12 protein-coding genes are annotated in these 21,148 nt (G+C 44.6%); 2 read left to right on the forward strand and 10 right to left on the reverse strand.

The annotated features are described in order from the left end of the window. Window positions 1-9 precede the first annotated feature (9 nt). Window positions 10-1,548: a response regulator gene (locus tag MHH89_RS17720; RefSeq protein WP_341087734.1), complete on the reverse strand. Its 1,539-nt coding sequence runs from the start codon at window positions 1,546-1,548 to the stop codon at window positions 10-12. A 261-nt stretch (window positions 1,549-1,809) separates the two neighbouring features. Here MHH89_RS17720 and MHH89_RS17725 point away from each other — a divergent pair, with 261 nt between their 5' ends. Next, the gene (locus tag MHH89_RS17725) at window positions 1,810-3,012 is read left to right on the forward strand and encodes an MFS transporter (RefSeq protein ID WP_312148441.1); all 1,203 of its coding nucleotides are present in this window, start codon (window positions 1,810-1,812) and stop codon (window positions 3,010-3,012) included. Further along, window positions 3,005-3,670, forward strand: coding sequence for a TetR/AcrR family transcriptional regulator (locus MHH89_RS17730; RefSeq protein WP_076194117.1), 666 nt, complete (start codon window positions 3,005-3,007; stop codon window positions 3,668-3,670). Before MHH89_RS17725 ends, MHH89_RS17730 begins: the two co-directional genes overlap by 8 nt. A gap of 37 nt (window positions 3,671-3,707) precedes the next feature. Here MHH89_RS17730 and MHH89_RS17735 read toward each other — a convergent pair whose 3' ends face one another. From MHH89_RS17735 to MHH89_RS17775, 9 genes are all read right to left on the reverse strand, one after another. Then, window positions 3,708-4,778 (reverse strand): bifunctional transcriptional activator/DNA repair enzyme AdaA, encoded by a 1,071-nt coding sequence (locus tag MHH89_RS17735; protein ID WP_076280132.1) that lies wholly within the window; start codon window positions 4,776-4,778, stop codon window positions 3,708-3,710. Window positions 4,779-4,785: 7 nt separating this feature from the next. Then, a complete protein-coding gene (locus tag MHH89_RS17740; protein ID WP_340033657.1) occupies window positions 4,786-5,574 on the reverse strand; it encodes an isocitrate lyase/PEP mutase family protein in 789 nt (262 codons plus the stop codon). A 162-nt stretch (window positions 5,575-5,736) separates the two neighbouring features. Beyond that, entirely contained in the window at window positions 5,737-6,663 is a 927-nt protein-coding gene (locus tag MHH89_RS17745; protein WP_076130480.1) for an EamA family transporter, read from the reverse strand. Window positions 6,664-6,871: 208 nt separating this feature from the next. Continuing rightward, entirely contained in the window at window positions 6,872-14,248 is a 7,377-nt protein-coding gene (locus MHH89_RS17750) for a pectinesterase family protein (protein ID WP_341087737.1), read from the reverse strand. Window positions 14,249-14,328: 80 nt separating this feature from the next. Then, window positions 14,329-15,915 (reverse strand): glycoside hydrolase family 43 protein, encoded by a 1,587-nt coding sequence (locus MHH89_RS17755; RefSeq protein ID WP_341087738.1) that lies wholly within the window; start codon window positions 15,913-15,915, stop codon window positions 14,329-14,331. 74 nt (window positions 15,916-15,989) lie between these two features. Then, window positions 15,990-17,360 carry a glycoside hydrolase family 28 protein gene (locus MHH89_RS17760; RefSeq protein WP_341087741.1) on the reverse strand — a complete coding sequence of 457 codons (1,371 nt, stop codon included), beginning with the start codon at window positions 17,358-17,360 and terminating at the stop codon, window positions 15,990-15,992. Between the two features lie 5 nt (window positions 17,361-17,365). Beyond that, the gene (locus MHH89_RS17765) at window positions 17,366-18,523 is read right to left on the reverse strand and encodes a glycoside hydrolase family 88/105 protein (protein ID WP_341087743.1); all 1,158 of its coding nucleotides are present in this window, start codon (window positions 18,521-18,523) and stop codon (window positions 17,366-17,368) included. A gap of 94 nt (window positions 18,524-18,617) precedes the next feature. Continuing rightward, a complete protein-coding gene (locus tag MHH89_RS17770; RefSeq protein ID WP_340033662.1) occupies window positions 18,618-20,174 on the reverse strand; it encodes an extracellular solute-binding protein in 1,557 nt (518 codons plus the stop codon). A gap of 88 nt (window positions 20,175-20,262) precedes the next feature. After that, entirely contained in the window at window positions 20,263-21,120 is an 858-nt protein-coding gene (locus tag MHH89_RS17775; RefSeq protein WP_370511181.1) for an ABC transporter permease, read from the reverse strand. Window positions 21,121-21,148: the final 28 nt, after the last annotated feature.

The following is a 21,148-nucleotide window of genomic DNA, read 5'->3' on the forward strand; positions in this document are numbered from 1 at the left end:
TTGCTTCCCCTAGAGCTGTTGGTTCTTATTCTCATTTTTATACACGGATGGTACTACCCCTACAAGCAGCTTAAATTTATCTATAAAATAATCAGTGTTAGAGAATCCCACCTGCACCGCTATATCCGATATCTTTAGCTGTGTTCGTTTCAGCAGACTTTTTGCCTCTTCAATCCGTTTGGCATTTAGGTATTCACTAAAACCCTGACCCGTTTGCTTTCTGAACAGTTGTCCCAAATAGGTAGAATTAATATGAAATTGTTGTGCCAAATCCTGAAGCTTTAATTTATTCCGAAATTCCCGATCCACATACTGAATAACCTTGTAAATCGTATTTTGTTCATTCTGCTGCTCTAGTTCAGACAGATAGACGGCAGCCCGTTCACACAGACTTTGTACATAACGGCTTAATATAAAATAATCACTAAGCTCACCTAGATTTCCGTATTCTTGCTGAAGCTTAATCATAATCGTATCCGGGTCTCCATTCATTTGAGCTATAATTCTACAGATCGTAAGCTCTAAATGGGCCACTTTTGCTTTTACAACTTCAAGGGTCAACAGATTCTCAACGAAAGCAGTGAACGCTTCTTTTACACAAGGCTGGATCTGTTCCGTATCATTCGTTTGGACCTTATGCAGCAGCTGTCTGAAATGGTCCTCATGAGGTTCTTCCTTTTTCAGGTTCCTAAGCTCACTATAATAAAAGACCCCTCTTTTCTGCTGATGCGTTTTTCGTTTCCATACCTCAAGTGCCTGCCTATAAATCTCTCGAATCGAGCTCACCCCGACCATTCTGCTGCTAAGTGCTAGAAAGACCAGCTCCTGTGATTGTTCAGTAAGATCTGAATGCATCTGGTTGACGATAGTCTCCAGGCTCTCATTGCCGATAGAAACAGACTGAAGAATGATCCCCGCTCTTCCCGATCCGTCTTGAAAGAAGCAGAAGTGTTCCTCGGAAAAATAATCACTTATCTGCGGTTGGAATGGATTCATAGAGGAGGCCGGTTCGATAAGAATACACATTAACTCTGCATCCGCTTGAAGCTTCAAGGTGTTTCGGGTTAGAAGCTCTAAATTTTCGTTATACTCCCCTTGGATCAGGCGGTTGATGATATTATTTACGATAAAAAATTGCTTTTTATCAAACTCCTCATTGGAAGCGATTTCATTTTGGATTATTGGAGTGATCCTGCTTAATAAAGCCTCTATTTCTTCATCATCAATGGGTTTTAATAAATATTCATTTACCCGCTGGCGCAATGCCGTACGTGCATACTTGAAGTCATCATATCCAGACAGAATCACAAATTTAGGAGGTTTCTCCATGACCTCATTCAACTTTGTAATAAGCTCAAGTCCGTTAATTACAGGCATATTAATATCCGTAAGAACCAGTTCCGGTTTATTCTCCTGGATAAGCCTCATCGCATCCGTGCCGTTTTGAGCTTCACCACAAACTTCATAACCGAATTTTTCCCAGTCGATCATCGTCCTTAGCCCCTCAAGAACCCAGGGTTCATCGTCCACGATCAGAACCTTAAGCATGATGTTCGCTCCAATCTTATTAAGATAAGCCCGCGCTTTACACCAAAATATATAGATCATGCTATCATACTTGGATAATGATGTGAATTCATAAATTTTCCTTCTTTTGTTTAAAACAGTACTTTTTTTACTTGAAAAAACGTACAAAAAACGACGTATCCTAAATTTCAGATACACCTTTACAAGGGCCCATCATTCCATTATCATGGTTTACATCGAGTAAAGAATTACATAGTGTAAACCATATGGGAGGGCTAAGATATGAGCAGCTTATCTAAGTCTGCTAGATTTCCACTTTTCATTCTGATGTTGAATCTATTTATCGCTTTATTAGGGCAAGGTATGGTTATTCCCATTCTACCTGAGTATCTGAAGCTGTTTAATGCGTCAGGAGCTGCTGCCGGATATCTTATTGCAGCTTTTGGAGCAGCACAGTTTATTTTTTCACCTATAGGGGGACAGCTTTCGGATAAATGGGGAAGAAAATCAATGATCATTTCCGGAATGTTTTTAACCGTACTTTCAGATCTGATATTTGCTGTCTCTACGACATTGCCCCTACTCTATGTCGCTAGATTTATTGGGGGTATAGGTATTGGAATCATGGTTCCTTCCAATATGGCCTACGTCGCTGATATCACTACCCATGAAACCCGCGCTAAAGGTATGGGGTACTTGGGGGCTTCCATGAATTTGGGTATGGTGCTTGGTCCAGGGTTAGGCGGCATTATCGCTGGGTTTGGCATACGCATGCCTTATTTTTTTGCGGGTGGACTTGGGCTTATCGCTACGATACTTTGTTTTTATATGCCAGAGACACTCCCAAAGGAAAAACGGAAATCTGTTAACAAACAGGCCCCTCGGGAATCCATTCGTAATCAAATCGTAAATTCATTCCGGACGTCCTATTTCCGCTATCTTTTGCTCATTCTGATCATGACATTTGGTCTGATGAATTATGAAACGGTGTACGCCCTTTTTGTGGAACAAAAATACGGTTTTGATGCAACGAAAATCTCAATCATTATTACGGTTGGTGCTGTTATAGGCATTGTTGTACAGATCTGGCTGCTTGATCATCTGATTAAGAGACTTGGCGAGATAAAGCTTATACGTATATCATTGGTGATGACCGCTATAACCTTATTGTTGATGATATTCAAAATCAATTTAGGTTATTTATTAGTTGTATCCGGTTTATTTTTTGCTTTTAATGCTTTTTTACGACCCACAGTAAGTACATTGATTGCCAACTCAGCTGGTGATCGGCAAGGATATGCTGCCGGATTAAATACAACGTATACCAGCATTGGAAACATACTTGGACCCATTTTAGCGGGATTGATGTTTGACAAACACATGAATATCCCCTATATTTTTGGGGCAATTATCCTGGCATCTGCCTTTTTCATCACCTTACAAAAACCAAAAAAAGAACAAGAAAGGAGTGTAACCCATGACTGAGAACTGGCACCAGAATTTAAAAAACAGAAACCGGGAAGAATTGATTGCTGCGGCGAAGGATCTTTTTATGAAGCAAAGCTTTCTCAAAGTTAATATTAAGGATGTCTGCGACGTGGCTGGTGTAAGCCGGGTTACCTTTTATAAGCATTTCCAGTCCATGAACGAACTGATTTTTGAGGTCCAGATGGAAATCCTGGAGAGCATGACGCAATTTGTTAGAAGCGCACCTTCTTCAATTGAAATGAATGGTAAGCAAATGCTTGCTTCGATGCTTAATGCTTGGATTGATTATGCCCGGCAACACCCAGGTTACATCAAATTCATTCTTCTATTCGATTTGCATTTTGAAGCCTATGATTACAGTAAAGAACTCAAAGAAAATTACAGAAATTTTGTGATGCGGGGTAAAGAACGACATTTCTTAATGGATGCTCTGGAGGCCGGAGTTAAAGATGGATCATTAAAATTTGATACAGAACCCTTATCCACTGCTCATTTCATCTTCACGTCTATGATGGGTTTATTGCAGAAAATGAGCCTGATTTCCAAAGACGATTTCAACAACGAACTTCAGGATATTCAAATTGCTAACCGATTTGTGGACATGTTAGTTCAATATTTAAGTACAGAAAGTGATGAATCTCCTGCCTTGAAGTAAGGGGACACATCACTTTCTCCGTAATAGAGAGAAGTAGTTAAATGAAATTATTCTGCTTTAAGGAGCGGTTAGACTCATGTTTGATTAACCATTCTTTTCTGGCAAGCCCGCCTCCATAGCCCCCCAATTCACCATTGCTATTTATCACTCGATGACATGGAACCAAGATTGAGAGTTGATTGGTGCCATTCGCCCTTGCTACAGCGCGGCAAGCAGAAGGATTGTTGATTTTCTCTGCAAGCTCCTTATAAGAAGCTGTCTGTCCCAGAGGTATTTTCCGGAGTTCATTCCACACCTTTTGCTGAAAGTCTGAGCCCAGATAACGAACCGGCGTTGTAAATTCCGTAAGTTCACCGGTGAAATACAGCTTCAATTCCTCCTCAATTTGGTGAAGGACGGCTACCTTTTCAGGTAATATAGTTGCATTTAAGCGAATGCGTAATCTCTTGATTTCATTTTCAAGTCCCTTGCGATCCACAAATTCCAGCAGTAAAAGACTCTCTTCATCGGAGATGGCCAGCATAGAACCCAATATCGTTTCTATCCAAGTACAGTACAGCACTTTAATCTGCTTGGAATGATTTGGGACAGTCCCCATCGTTCGTGAAAAAGCATCCCTAAACCCATTGCTCGAATCGTACCCGCTTTCCAGTTGTGCGTTAATGATTGAATCCCCATTCCTAATATGTTTGAATGCCAGTCCTAAACGTCTAGAACGTGCATATTCGATAAAGGTCATTCCAAATTGTTTCTTAAATTGGCGGCGTGCCGTGTTTGCACTAATAGACAGCTCATCAAAATCTTTATCTGTCCATTTTCGTTCCGGGTTGCTCTCAATAGCTTCTACAAGCAGCTTTACTTCAGGAGACATTTTTGTTGGATTGGATAGCGGCTGACACCTTTTACAAGGTCTATATGAAGCTAATAAGGCTTCCTTGGCTGTAGCAAAAAACTCACAATTTTCTTTTAATGGCTTTTTAGCGGGACAAGTTGGCCTACACATGATGCCCGTTGTTTTCACTCCTACAAAAAATACGCCCTCATAATTCGAGTTTTTCTCGACCAGCATCTTATAATATTTATCGATATCCTGCTCATTAGTTATCATAGTGTGGTTAGCTCATTTCTAAATAAAGTCCTGAGGCATCAAGCATTTGCCGGGCATTTTCTTGGAGGTTATGTTGTGCCTGAAAGAAACTACGCGGTCCATAGCTAATCCGTTTCACGCCAATATTTTGCAATTCATGATTTGAAAGCATACCGTCCATAACCATAATATTCACAGGCAGTGGCGATTTTTCAACAAATTGTTCAATCAAGCTTGGATCAGCGAGCCCCGGTATAAAAATCCCATCCGCTCCAGCGTCTGCATAAGCATAGGTACGTTCTATAGCTTGATTCACTAGATCCATCGAATGTTCCTTAGCCTTGAAAAAGATATCCGCTCTAGCGTTAATAAACACGCGCTTTTGCAGTTTGGAGGCTACTTGTTGTATGGTTTTGATCCTCCGGCTTTGTTCGCTGGTCTCCCATAGTTCATTGTTAGGATGATTTACGATCTGATCTTCAAAATTGATACCACAGATATCTAATTGAAATAACTGCTCCATGTTATGCGCTAAAATATCCTCATCTATAGCATATCCACCTTCGATGTCTACGGTCAATGGAACTGCTACTCGTTCGGCAATCTTTGATATCATCCAAAGCATAAGCTCAAATGTAAGCTGTTCACCGTCCGAATATCCCCACGCTTCCGCCATGGAATAGCTGCTGGTTGCTAGCGCCTTTGATCCAGCTTGCTCTATTGCTTTAGCCGAGGCTACATCCCAGCAGTTGTACAGGATCAGTGGATTTTTTTGATCATGCAGCGTTTTAAAATAGTCATAGTTTTTAGTGTTCATAAGTGGTCATCTCCATTTAGTTAAGAATAGAACCACTATATAATAGACATCCATTATCGATACCAGAAAAATTAACACCAATCTTTTTTTTCACAAAAAAAACACCGATAGATAATCTAATCCTCTCAGGATCAGATCATACCATCGATGCCAGTTTGCCGATTAAAGTTCTACCTTACGGAGTGATTGCTTCGGTGATGGTTTGGATGACTTTTTCCCTGTCCCCATCGGTAGGATTTGTGGAGCTGCGATCCCGATCAGAACTACGATAATCCCGATCCAGCGAAGTAATGATACCTCTTCTTGCAGAACTAACACGGAGGCTACTACAGCTGCCGGTAACTCCGCTGCCCCTAAAATCGCGCCTAGACCTGAACCTAGCTTCGGAACCCCGATCGAAAAGAACAGAACTGGAATTACGATGCCCAACAAACCTAGAGGTAGGCCGTATTTCCAAAGCCCATCGGTAATCGCACCGTCATATAAAAACGAAGGCGAAAAAACAGTCATAATAATAACCATTGCACTAGTGGTCATATACAAGCTTTTATTAACGGCAGGCACCTGCGTAGCTACTCGTCCACTCACAAAAATATAGAAAGCAAACGACACGGCTGACATTAAGCCAAAAATCACACCAGTGGTCGTAATTCCACCTATACTCGGCTCAAGGATGCCCCCCGCTAATACTGTACCAATTAGAAGGATAACCATCGAAATCACTTTTTCCCGACTAGGAAGTTTTCGATCTACAACTGCCTCCAGAATTACACCGATCCAAGTAAATTGGAATAACAGTACAATCGCAATCGAAGCAGGTAATTGTTCAACGGCGAAGCCATAAAATATGCCAGTTAAACTGATGGTGATCCCAGCGGCTAATAATTTCCCGCCTGTTTTTAACCCTAATTTCTTTCGAGAAAATAATAAGACCAGCAAGAGCAGCATACACCATCCAAAAAAGTATTGTGATCCTACCAATTGTTTCATTCTAAAGCCATCGTTCATTCCAAGCTTGACGATCGTAGAGAGTGAGCCATAACTACAAGCGCCTAAAAAAACTAGTAAAGCATATTTAAATAACTTCATATTCATCGTAAACCTCTTCCCTTTCTCTTGAGCAAGCTCATTAACATAATAAAGCCCCTTGTCATCGAAATGACAAGGGGCGATTGAAACCAAAGAATACATCTTTGACAAAATTCCGCCACTCCATCCACTGGATAGAGTTTGGTTTATTTACTTATAACAACTCCAATCATAATATGATAAATCACACAGGGTGTCAACTTGAAATTTAAGGATTTAGCTGGAACAATCGATAGACAATAACAGCTGCCTGAGCACGAGTTGTATTGGCTTTAGGTGCAAAGTTATCTTTTCCTACACCTTGAATAATCTTTGCTCCGCTCATGAATTGTACAGCCTCACGAGCGTAGGCTGAAACATCAGCGGCATCATTGAAATTCACTGGCTGGTCCACTTCCACGACCGTAAGCTTAGCGAGCTGTGCTGCACGATAAGCCATCAACGCCATTTCCTCACGGCTAATTGTTTCATTAGCACCGAAGGTTCCATCAGATCTGCCCTGAATAATTCCTAGCTGCTGAGCAGCAGCAACGGAGCTGTAGTACCAAGCATCCAGCGAAACATCCTTAAATGTACTTGCCGCATTACTTTCCTCTAGCTCTAATGCAAGCATCAGCATCTTTAGGAACTGTGCCCGAGTTACATTCAGCTGTGGCCCGAAGTTATGATCTCCGGTGCCATTCAGGATGTCTCTGGCGGCGAGGGCTTGAATGCTATTTTGTGCCCAGCCTAGTCCAGCGATATCCTTAAAGGAATTTTCCGCATATGCTACTGCGAATCTGCTGGAATTGTCTGGTCTAAAGATGATTTTGCCAGTTGTCAGATTAAACTGAGAGTTTCTAACCACCTCCACAGTCCCGTCTTCACGGATTTGGTAGACTACTATTTGTTCTACACCTGAAGTTGTCTTTGGTTTGTAATCCCGTTCAACCTTCAGTCCACGCCCAAAGCTGTCAAACTGTTTGCCATCAACAAAGAACTTAAACTCATAAATATCCCCGACATCTGTCTGAAGCGACAGTGTCTTCGCGTCAACTTTGCCAACTACAAGCTTCACGCTTGCGGCGTCAGATCCTGCCATCGCAAGAAGCAGGTCAGCATTTATTCGGAACGTAGACAATCCCATGTCTATATCTAAAAGTTGAATTGCTTTTGCTCCCGCTCCAGCCAACTCACGAGCTGGCAAGGTCAGTTCAACCACCGAGCTGGCAGAGGATGGCTTCATTGTGATTCTCAATACTCCATTCTGCATTGAGCCAATTGCTTGTTGCAGAATCGCTGAGGATACCTCTGCAATAGCTTTACCATTCACATCCGCTGTCACGGAAAGAGTAACTCCATCTGCGTTCACAGTTGGTTCCGGTTGTTTCACTGGTTTGACTGTCGTTGAAGATGAAGTACCGCCCGATTCTGAAACCTGCGATTTTGCCTTAATCTCAATGGACATCGTACCTACAACACCGGAGCCATCTTTAGCTGTCGCTCTCACGGTTACCGTGCCTGCTGCAATTGCAGTGAGCAAGCCGGTATCCGTAATAGTTGCTCGCTCAGTAGCTGATCCATCCTCATTCACTACTGACCAGCTCACTGCTGGATCGGATGCATGGTCCGGCAGGATTACAGCTGCCATTTGCAGGGTTTGCCCTGACTTGATTTCGCTCACATTATCTTTGGAGGAGACTTTTATCTCCATGACGGATATAGGCATGACATGAACAACCGACTGTGCCTCATGCAGGATGTCAAATTCAACATCTGTGTTGGATCCCCGGAAAGAAATAAATCCAAGCGGCACGGCGATTTCACGGGTTGTCTTCTTCGCTTTGAAGATCATTTCTAAGAATTCCGCATCATCGGTCAGGATATTTCCTGCCTCCGTTCCAGCTACACTAACTGTTATTAGACCTGGACTGTCCTCATTAATATGAGTGATGCTGAATCCGTCTGGCAAGGTCTGAGCGGATACGAATTCCACACCAGATACGTCATATGCCATGGTAAAGTCTACAGCATACACTTCCTTGTAGACGGAGGTAGTAACATTTGTAAGCCCTACACGGTAAGTGAAATCCTGTCCTGCCGCCACTTTGACGGGTCCGTTAAGCGTTGCAGCGGGCAGATTACGGGCAATCTCATCTTGTCCGCTGATCTTAATCTCTAGGCTTCCGGATACTCCACTTCCATCTAGAGCTCGCGCCGTTACTTGAACGCTACCGTTCTTTCTAGCTGTCAGCAAGCCCTTCTCATCAATAACCGCTTTATCCGTTGAGGTTACCCCATCTGCTTCAGTTACCGTCCAGATAACTTTAGGATTCGTCGCATTTTCTGGAAGCACAGAGGCTTGCAGCTGCAAGGCACTGCCCTTCGACTCAATGCTGCTAATTCCATCTTTACCCGCTAAAGTAATTGAAGAGACATGTACCGCAGGTATCTGCTCTTGTCCCACTAAGATCTTGGATTGCTGTGGATTCCAGCCATCACTTCCACCAAGCATTGCTTCAATCGTATAGGCAGCCGCCTCTTCTGCTGTTAATTGTTTGGACCAGCTGTAACGTGAAGCTGCATTAGCACCCTCTCCGTAACTTAAAAACTCAGAGAACCGTGCAGTTTTGGAACGACCTTCATACCATTCATGCCAGCCAGTAGCACGAATATGAGCTCCCAGCTCCGTGTTAATGAAGGTAGAGCTGCCATATTCTCTCCATGGCCGGCCCAAATAAACGGTTCCAGCAGCAACGCCCTCACTGGCAGTTAGTCGATTATTGATGAACACATAACCAGGCTTACCCGTTGCCGTGGAAGGCGCAGTAACATAGCCAGCACCCGCACTTTGAATCACATTATTCTCGAATACGGCAGCGGAATTACCGAAGATAAAGTCTACTGTACCTTCAATATGGCTGTCGACGAAATAGGCTCTTCCCTTATCTGCGAACAGGGTATCCTGATATCCTAGAAGCTTAACATTTCTGTACACTCCCCGGTCTCCTTCAGCATATAAAGCGACTGCCTGACCGGCATCCCGCCCAGCACTGTTCTCAACCGTCATGTTCTCCAGTGTGAAATCAGTTGCAGCAGCCTTTAGTGTATAACTGCCGCTGGTGCCCATTTCTTTACCATCTGAGCCAATGGTTTTCGCGGAGTCACCGTTAATAAGTACGGTACCTTCCCGGCTCTCACCGATGATACTAATATTCATCTTACTAGAAGGTACAAGCACCTTCTCCTTATACGTGCCGTTCTTCACTTTAATAATCGTGGTTAGGGCACTATTATCAGGTGCTGCTTGAATAGCGTCATTAATCGTTTTATAATCTCCTGTCCCATTCTGAGCAACAATAATGACAGGAGCTGGAATTCCCTTGACCACCTCGGATGGAAGACTGGCACCCTTATCACCGATGGCGATTACCGCATATTGATAGGCAGTCCCGTTGCTCAAGCCTTTATCGGTATAATCGGTTGCTTCGATGCCGTCGGCCACGACCGCATAACTGCCACCGCTCTCCGAGCGTAGAATTTGATAGCTGCTAGCTCCATCAGCTACATTCCAAGTCAGATGGATATCAGTGTTGCCAGGCTCAGCACTAACTCCTTGTGGAGCCTGCGGCTGGCCGGAATTCTGGTATGGAACCGCTGAGGCAACAGCTGAATCTAGACTACTACGGGTACCATTTATTGCTTTGACTTTGTAATAATACGGTGTTCCGTTTACGAGCCCACTATCAGTAAAGCTTGTGTCTGATAAATCAGACCCGAGCACTTCATAAGGACCTTTCGCCGATGAGGCACGTTTGACAATATACTGGTTCGCCTCCTCAATCGCTGGCCAGCTTAGTTTCACTACACTGTCACCAGCTTCAATGGAAACCACAGGCGTTCCCAAAGGAGATTGCGGAGTAGCTTCAACAGGCGCTGATTCTTTTCCCTCTCCGGCCACATTGGTTGCAGATACGACGTAACGGTAGGTTTGCCCGTTGGCCAGACCTCCGACGCGGTAAGTTGTGCCGGCGATTTCTTTTGCCACGAGTTCATAGCTGCCTGAAGTCTCATTCCACTTCTTGATGCTGTAGCTGGCTGCATTCTCCACAGCATTCCAGCTGAGATCCAGCTGAGCATTCCGGCTTATAGCCGCGAACGATTCTGGCGCAGGCAATTTCACCGCCAAAGCGGATGGGGTAATACTAATTTCATTGGAATTTCCCGATTCACCAGTGGGCGCCATCGCCGAGATAACATAATAATAGGTAGTTTCGTTGGTAACTTCAGTATCAATATATGATGTCTCTGTAATAGCGTTGGCAATAGTCTCATAAGGCCCCCCGCTCTTAAGACTTCTCTTAATATTGTAGGAAGTTGCCCCTTCAAGAGCAGGCCAGGATAGCTGGGCTGCTTGGTTTCCTGGAAGTCCAGTCAGTCCAAGCGGTGTTTCAATCGGCTCAACATAGATCTTTAAATTATCTAAGTAATAATTTCCTGAGCCGCCGCCCGGTGTCTTGGACAAAATACGCCCAATGCCATAGCTGGCGAAATTCGTGGTTGTGAACGGAAAAGAGCCCGCAGGCTGATCATCGATATATACATCCACTTTATCGTTGTTCACATCCACCTTTAGCTTCAGGTTATACCATTGTTTTAGGGAATAAGAGTTCATCAGTTGATGATACTGACTGCTTCCCCTACTCATGGTTAGCGTATATTTACCTGTAGCTTCAGGAAGCGTTGGCTTTCTGCTCTCAATGGAGAATGCCGTTTTGCTTCCATCTGTACTCTGGGCCTGCAGGAACACCGAGGTTCCCGATTCTGTCGCAAACATAAAGTCAGTGTCAATAACGAGTGCACCCGTAATTGGCGCGAATTTGCGGATAAACTGCACGCTGCCGTTCGCACCATCGAACACATTCAACACTTGATCTGACGTATTCCCCTTACTGTCAGACGGTGTGGGAGATACAATAACCTTTTGAATTTCACTCTGTGGATTTGGAGTCACATCATAATACTCTGGTGTCACACCCACAGCAACCTGTTCAAAGTCTTCATCCACATAATACACATTACCTGCTTCACCTTCAGCCGTAGCGCTGGCCTCATCGGAATCAAAGCTTTCACCAAGCTCATTCACTGCACTGACCACGTAGTAATAAGTTTTTCCGGAGCTGAGTCCGGAATCAGTATATAGGCTATCTTTAATTTCAGTATTGATCGTCTTGTATGGACCGCCTGAAACCTCACTACGTTTAACACTATACGACTTGGCAGAACCAACATCCTCCCAGTTCAGCTTCACTTTTTCCTCACCTGCTGTCGCTGTAAGACCACGGGGCGCAGTAGGAAACTGATCACTAAGCGGTTTCAGCTCCACCTCACTGAAGACAGATGCATTATAACGATTAACCTCGTTATCTACCTTAGCGGCATCGGCTGCCAGACCAAAATAAACCGTATCATTCAGGTCAAGCTTCACCGTGCCTACCTTGCTCCATGTTACTTTATCCGGCGATACCAGGCCTGTCACTTCGTTACCAAGACGAACCAGCTTCACCCAATAAGGTGTATTGATGAAGCTGTCCGGTTCTGTTTTTACCACCTTGGCTCCTGTGGTGGAGCGGGTAATCATAACTCCCTTCTTGCCATATTTGACATAAGGGATTGCCAGCATTGTCATTTTAGAGTTCTCATTGAGATTATCACGAATCATGACACCTGCTTTGGCATAATCGTCAGTTCCCGTTACAGAATCGATTCTAGCAATAATTTCACCATTGCCTGTCAGGGTTTGATAAGCAAACTGAAAGTTATCAACAGCCGTTTCGCTCTCTGATGTTGCTCCGATAAGTCCAGCCGATTTGAGCGTAATCTTCCCGCTATCCGGATGAAGCGTAGTCACTCCCGCTATCCCTGGATGGCCAATATCCACCGAAGTCCAAGGAAGAACGGATCCAGACGTGTTGACATGAATAGCCACGTTATCAGATTGTGTCTTGAGACCCTTATTGTCTATAGCCTGAACAACGAGATAATAGGTACCATCCTGCACATTGTTCCAATCGAAACTATAAGGTGCTGTGGTAGCTTCGGCTTGCTTCACACCATTAACGATAAATTCCACCTTAGCAATACCATCACTATCACTGGCAGAGGCTGTAACCTTCACATTGTTGCCTGACTCTATGATTCGGTTATTCACAGGATAATTGATAGCGGTTACAGGATTGTCTGTATGCTCATTCCCTGCTTTTCCCAAAACAATCAGATCATTCAGATACACTTCTAGATTCGTATAGCCCTCCGTAGATAACGTCGTCTTCTTACCATCCTCAGAATCGGTAGGGTCTAGTCCATTAGCAATCTCCCAGCTGTCATCCATACCGTCATGATCCATGTCGATTACATTGGAAGCTGTCTCTGTATAGTCTGGGTAACCGCCTATTTCAATAGGTGAATTAATATGCTGTCCAGTGCGATTCTTCACATCATTAATGACCCGCGCATCGTAAGCATCACGCCTTGGCAAAGTGGCACCAGCATCCGCCATTACATTTGCGTAGGCTTCTTCCGCCGACACTGCCGTATATGGGTTAGGCATCTTTGCCGGCTCCGTAAGCTTAGAGATATCCGAATACTTTTGCACACCCTTCCAGTTGTCTTCAGTAACCTTCGGATTACCATCCATGATGTTCCCATCTATAAACAACCGGGTTTCTGGTGACACTTCCCCAAACAATTGATTTTTTACACTGGTGTAGGTGTTTGGACCATTTTTATAATAATTGTTTGTGATATTATATCGATAATCTTCTGCTCCCCCACCATAGGTCGAAGCGAATCCCCAGTTATAGATAACGTTATTAGACATTTCCGTCAGGTCCACCAATTTGGTCACCGTCGGCAAACGGGGGTTGCGGCTGGTGCTATGAGCAATCAGATTGTGAAGGAAACTGGCATTTTTGCCACCCCAGATTCCTCCGTAGCCGTGACGTCCCTTCTGGTGTGTCGTCATCAGCATACTTTCAGCGGATATCGACCATTGCACAGTAGTATTCTCGTTATCATACAGACTGACCACTTCATCCACCGACCAGCTGAATGAGCTATGATCGATAATGAGATCCTTATGGTACCTTGATCCAAAAGCATCATCTTCACTAGCTACCCGGTCGCCTAACCGGAAACGCATATAGCGCATAATAATATTGTCAGCTTCAACAGAGGTTGTGTAGTCGGCAATTGTAATTCCGTCACCTGGAGCCGTTTGCCCGGCAATCGTCAGATTTGATCCGGTAATCTTGAGGGATTCCTTCAGATGGATGGTTCCCCCCACTCGAAAAACAATGGTCCGATTACTTTGGCTTACCGCATCGCGGAAGGAGCCGGGGATCGGAGTTTCCTTGATACCATAATCAGCCAACGTCGTTACTTCATACACAGGTTGAGCTCTTCCGCCGGTTACATATTTGCCGCCGCCTTCCGCGCCCGGAAAAGCAGGAAGCGCTTCCAAAGAAGCGGCCTCGACACCACCAAATGGCATACATGTTGCAAGAAGACTCGCAACCAGCGCCCCGGATAACCATTTTCTCTTCATACAAGACCTCCTAATATCTATTGGAATAAGAAGGGGGCCCTGTCCTCAGAGCAACCCCTTCCTTAGTAAAGCCGTGTGTATTATTCCTTGCCCTGATAACGGAAATATGCGAAATCAGCACTGCTGCCACCGAACTGCTGCATATCATGCGCCGCAATGCCAACAAAGTTCCCAGTGAAGCCTCCCGACAAAAAGCTGATATTCTGCGGATCGCCAAGTGGCTTCCACTCCGTATCGTCACCCTTAAGATAAACAAATTGCCCAGTCACTTCCTGCACCTCAACCGCGATCCGCACTGTCTCCCTTGCATTTAGTTCAATCATTACAGGCTCCGCAGTGAATTCATCGCGCTGACAGCGCATTAACCGCAGCACCTTGCCACGTCCTTCTTCCTGGCTGATATACGCATAAAGATAGTTATCCTCATTCAGGTATAACAGTAGTCCTGCCATCTGCAGATAAGTATTCGGTTCATATTCAAGCGCTGTTTCAGCGCGGAAGCTTATATCCGTCTGGCGAATAGCCAGAATATGATGCTCAAACAGACTCTGCACGGACTCCCCGGCCCTGATTCTTAACCAGCCCGGTCTTTCAGCAAGGGAACACCAGCTTTCATTCCTAGGAATCCGCAATGTATTCCAGTTCTTTTTCAATTCTGGGCCGTTAAAATCATCCTCAAATTCAAGCGTCCGCACTTGGTTCAGGAACTGTGTTCCTTTAGGTGCTGGTACCTTGAGCTGTGGTGTATTTCCGCCTGAGGTTAGTCTTAACCAGCCCTCCTCATTCCAGTGTACCTGCTGAACGGCAGTCTCTCTCCCCAGTATGGCGTATTCGCCTTCCAGGGGTCGCGTACACAAATGGGCCATATACCATTCACCTTCTGGTGTCTCTACCAGACTTCCATGGCCTGCACATTGAAGCGGCAGCTCGGGATTATCCCGTGAGGTCAACATTGGATTGAGCGGATCCACCTCATACGGACCAAGCAGCGCCTTGGAGCGCGCTACGGTTACCGCATGCCCTGATCCAGTGCCGCCTTCTGCCGTAATTAAGTAGTAATAACCTCCCCGCTTGTAAATATGCGGCGCTTCCGTCTTCTTCAGCGGCGTGCAATCAAAGATTTTCACAGGTTCACCTATTAATTGGCACTGCTCTGGATCGTACTCCTGAATTACAATCCCGCAGGACTTATTGCCTTCCGTAATCCGGTAATCCCACAGCTCATTCAGCAGCCATTTGCGCCCATCCTCATCATGGTACAGAGATGGATCGAACCCGCTGCTGTTTAGGTATACCGGTTCAGACCAAGGTCCCTCAATACCCTCCGCAGTGATCAGATAGTTATGACAGTCTTTAAAAGGCCGTTTGGTGCTCTTAACATCGGTATAAATCAGATAAAACAAACCGTCATAATAACTAAGCTGTGGAGCCCAGATACTGCAATTTTTCGGATTTCCCCGCAGATCCACCTGATGAGTCAGAATATCTGTGCAATGCTCCCAGTCTGCTAAGTCCGCTGATTGATACACCCTCACACCGGGCAGCCATTCAAAAGAAGAAACAGCAATATAGTACATCTCCCCCGCTCTTACAATACAAGGGTCAGGATTGAAGCCTTTTAATATGGGATTGTGAATAACTCCTGTCTGAATGTTATCTGTAATCATCTTCATACTCCTTCCTATTTCCATACATCCGCACCCTTCACCCAAAGCAAATCTGCAGTCTATCCTGTCAATTATCAGTCTGTCTGCTCACTTAGATCTTCCTGTGACGGGATAACGGTTACTTGCTGCACTAATTCTTCCACTTTACGGGTGTTTCTCGATTGGCAGCCGGTGATATCTACCGTTTCTCCATTTTCAATATAAAAAGCCGGTCCTTCATGATTCTCGATCGTCACTTGGCGGAAGCGAATATCTCTTACGTTGCCCAGATAGAACCCACGGTTGTTCATATCCTGGATTCCTGACATCATGGCTGGACGACCAGGGATTGCATTCTCTGCCATGGAAATATCAATATCGGAAAAGGTAATTTCTGAAATGTATTGCTCCGCAAGGCCGTAAAGAAAACCTGCAGCCGCGTGAACATTCCGAGCAGTAATATTAGCAAAATGAATCCGTCGGAAGCAGGGGGTCTCCTCCGTCACCGGATAAGGATTCTTATCCCATACATATTTGTCCTTACCACGTGGTCCGCAGAAATAATAAAGATTAAGAATAAACGGACAGATCACGTCCTCCATCACGATATTGCTGACACGAATATCTTCGACAACACCTCCGCGCCCGCGTCTGGACTTCAGCCGAATGCCGCGGTCCGTCTGCTTGAACACGCAATTGCTGATCACGATATTACGGATATCTCCGCTCATTTCGCTTCCCAGCACCACACCGCCATGACCATGAATCATCGTGCAGTTAGTTATCGTGATATTCTCGCAGGCAACCCGCTCCTTCGTATCCTCCGTCCCTGCTTTAATGGCGATGCAGTCATCACCCACATCGATATTGCAGTTGCTGATGCGGACATTCACACAGGATTCTGGGTCAATACCGTCTGTATTAGGCGAATCCGCCGGATTATAGATCGACAGATTATCAATCGTAACATCATGGCAACAGATAGGATTCACAGTCCAGCTTGGGGAGTTCACGAGTGTCAGATCTCTGAGCGTGACTCTACGGCAGTTGTCGAAGCTGATAAGCTTCGGGCGGGGATACAGCAGTGAATCAGGAGAATTCCGATGTTTATCCCACCAAGGTGCGCCCCTTCCATCCAGCTTGCCTGCACCTGTAACCGATACATTCTCTAGATTTATTCCAAAAATACATGAAGCATGGACGTTCTGCTTCACACCCTCCCAACGGGAATCCACCACCGGATAATCGTTAGGATCAGAGCTGAAGCTAAGCACAGCTCCAGGACTGAGCTTCAGCTCAATATTGCTTTTCATGAAGATAGCACCCGTCTGATAGTGCCCGGAAGGAACATAAACTGTTCCTCCCCCTGCCTCGCTTGCCGCATGAATGGCACGGGCTATCGCTTCCGTTGAAGGCTCTACACTATTAGGATGTGCTCCGTAGTCATTTATATTGTAGATAGACATGTGCTTCACTCGCTTCCTTTCGTCACGACGGGACGCTGCAAATATTCATATTCTCCACAAGCCAGGAGGAATGCGCCAAGCCCCTTCTGATCATTGGTTACGATCGGTTCACTGATATAATAGGCGTAAGTACCATCTCTCCGGTCCTCACCACCGAGTCCAGCGACCTGGCAGTTTTTATTCAGGTTAACCCAGCCATTTTTGGTTTCCAGCACAAATTCAGCAATAAGGCCTTGATAAGCACGGTTAAGAGTCTCGAACCAACTATCATCGAGTACACCAATCCGAATGCCCTTAGCCATTGCATAGGTGATCATGCTAGAGGCGGAAGCCTCCAAATAATTGCCTTTACGGCCGCCCATATTTACAACCTGATACCAGACTCCAGCATCCGCATCCTGAACCTGACGAAGCGCTGTCAGCGTATCTGTCAGTATACGTGCCACGATCTCGTAATCCGCGTGTTCCTTAGGGAGCATGCCGAGTACATCCACTAGCGCCATCACATACCACCCCAGCGAACGCCCCCAAAAGTTCGGAGACAACCCCGTTTCAGGATCGCACCACGGCTGTACCCGCTTTTCATCCCATGCGTGAAACAGGAGACCCGTCTCAGCATCCTTGGTATGACGCTCGCACAGAATAAATTGCCGGGTCACATCGTCCAAACCCTTGCCGCCTTCATACTCAAGTAAATACTCCAGATAGAAAGGAGAGCCCATATACAAGCCATCCAGCCAAATCTGATAAGGATATACATTCTTATGCCAAAACGCACCTTCTGAGGTTCGAGGATGCGTTGTTATCTGCTTTCTTAATAAATCTGCAGCCATTTTATATTTCGCTAACCCAGTTTCTTTATGGAGCACAAATAGGATCTTTCCGTTATTTAAGTGATCAATATTATGTTCGCTCAGGCGATATCCCTTCACAGAGCCGTCTTCCTCAATAAAATAATCCATATTATCTTTGATGAATTGATAATATTTAACCTGCCCGGTCTGTCTCCACAGCAGCTCAAAACCCTTCAAGATGACTCCATAATCATAAGACCATTTTCCATGATATCCGTTATCCTCATATAATCTTGGCGTTCGCTCCATAATCGAATCTGCCATTCGAACACCCCAGCCCATACTCCTAAGTGCATTGTTGTCTTTCATTTTTTCCTCCTGTTTGAATAGATATGGTCCTAAACGCAGCCTCCCCATTTAGGACCCCTCTACTATTTTCTTAGAATATAGTCTGTAGTACGTCTTAAGGATTTACAGCTTTATAAGCTGCTTCATATTCAGTAATGATTTTGCTGCCGCCGGATTTCTTCCACTTTTCAACCTCAGCTTTAAATCCGTTCAAATCAATTTTGCCTAGGATATATTTATAAGTGGCATCTGTCATAATCTTCTGCAACTCAGATCCTTGAGTAGAATAGGTCTCAGATTCCAGAGAGTAAGCAGGATTCAGTACAGCATATTTAGCATTCTCAACGATCAGCTTATCAGCTTCAACTTTGAGTGGATCAGCATCATGGATAATGAATCCATTCTCTAATGGACGAGATGCCGAAAATGGCTGAACTTCTTGCTTCCAGAGATCTGTATCCTTAATCGTAACCGCTTGTTCTCCATCGATTGTATAGTGGACATCCTTAATACCATAAGTCATCAAGCCATAGACATCTTCATTCATAAGATCATTAACAAATTTCAAGATCCGTCTTAACTCATTTTCATCCTTGACTTCGGATTTCGGGAAAGACAACAGTCCCCCAATTCCGTTATTACCAGCCCAGATGGCGCGATCCGCTTCATTACCGGTGGAAGTGATATCGTTAACCATAACCAAATCCATACCATCCTGTATGCCTTTAGACAGATTCAGCAGGTTCTTGCTGTCAAACAAGGCACCCACATAAATTCCAGCCTTTCCTTGCGCAAAATTCTGCTGCTGATCTGTTTTAGCCGTCACAGCGAAATCCTGATTGATATAACCACCATCATAAAGAGTCTTCATATAATCCATGGTCTTGACATAAGCCTCTGTATCGAACTCCGGTGTCATTTTACCCGCATCATCTACACTCCAATAGTTCGGTGTTCCAAAGTATGAGCCCAATGTCTTAAATGCTCCATATACAAGATCGCTGCGGTCCATGAAGCCTGTGGTATCCTTTTTGCCATTACCATCAGGGTCTTTTTCGGTAAACGCTTTCGCAACTTCCATCAACTCATCTGTTGTTTTTGGAACCTGCAGTCCAAGCTTATCCAGCCAATCTTTACGGAGAACAACGCCGTTTCTAGCCAAGGACTTCTGGAAAGGAACCCCGTACAGCTTACCTGCAATCGATGCCGATGTACGTGTATCCTGTGAAATTTTAGCCAAATTCGGGAACTCATCAAGATAAGGACTTACTTCCCAGAACATGCCGGCCTTCAGTGCATTACGTACAGAAGAGTTATCAAGAATAGTCAGGGTAACGATGTCTGCTAGGGAATTCGATGCTAATGAAGTATTAATACGTTCTTCTTTGGAAGGATCCGGAATCCATGAGAATTCAATCTCTGTATTCGTCAATTCTTCAATTTTGTCCAGAATAGGACCCGTTGGTGTTGTAGACGTTTGTAAAATGTTCAGCCAGCTAATCTTTGCTTTAGCATCTAGCACATCTGCAGGTGCAGCAGTTGTTTTAGCCGTTGAATTCGTTCCCTCATTTGAAGAATTTGACTCCTTCGCGTTATTGCCTCCTCCGCATGCAGTGAGTACTAACCCGCTACACAACATTAAGGCTGCAATTTTTTTGTAATTGCGATTCATCAACATTACCCCTTTTACTAATGTATTTGTGTTGTATCTTCCACCTCTGCCCTTAAGGCAGAGGTAAGAATTCAGCATACTGTGAAGCCTAGTAAACACCATCTTCGCCGATTTTTTTGGCTAACTTGTTCGACAGCATAACGAGAATCAAGCCAACCACACCCTTGAACAGACCTACTGTGGTACTGAAACTCAATTGTCCGTTCTTTAAACCAGCTGTATAGATATAGGTATCGAAAATTTCTCCAACTTCGCGGTTCAAGGAATTGATCAGCAAGTACATATGCTCAAAGCCCAGATCCAGCGTGTGGCCAATCTTCAGAATAAGCAAGGTAATAATGATTGGGCGAATTGCCGGCAGGGTGATATGCCATGTTTTGCGCAATCTTGCCGCTCCATCCATCTCAGCTGCTTCATATAACTGCGTATCCACTACGGTAATGGCTGCCAAATAAATAATGGTTGACCAACCAATTTCTTTCCAAATGATCTGTCCGATATACACGGTACGCAACCACTCAGGAGAAGTCAAAAAGCTGATCTTCTGCATCCCAAGGGCCGCCAACATCTCATTCAGCACCCCTCCATCCACATTCATAAATACATAGGAAATGGAGACGATGATAACCCATGACATGAAATGGGGGATATAAATAATCGTTTGAATGGTGCTCTTAAATAACTTGTGCTGAACTTCGTTAAGCATCAGCGCCACTATAATAGGTAGCGGGAAGAAAATAACAATGTTTAATGCAAACAAGATAAGTGTATTACTCAATAGCATAAAGAAGGTAGGTTCTGTAAACAATCGGACGAAATGCTTAAACCCTACCCACGGGCTATCCGCTATACCCAGAAACGGCTGATAGTCCTGAAATGCAATGATAAGACCGCCCATAGGCAGGTACTTAAAAATAACAAAATACAAAAATCCCGGGAGTATCATCAGATACAATAACTTGTTTCTTTTTAAA

The organism is Paenibacillus sp. FSL H7-0323, assembly GCF_038002725.1.
In the GTDB taxonomy this organism is placed as follows: Bacteria; Bacillota; Bacilli; order Paenibacillales; family Paenibacillaceae; genus Paenibacillus_AQ; species Paenibacillus_AQ odorifer.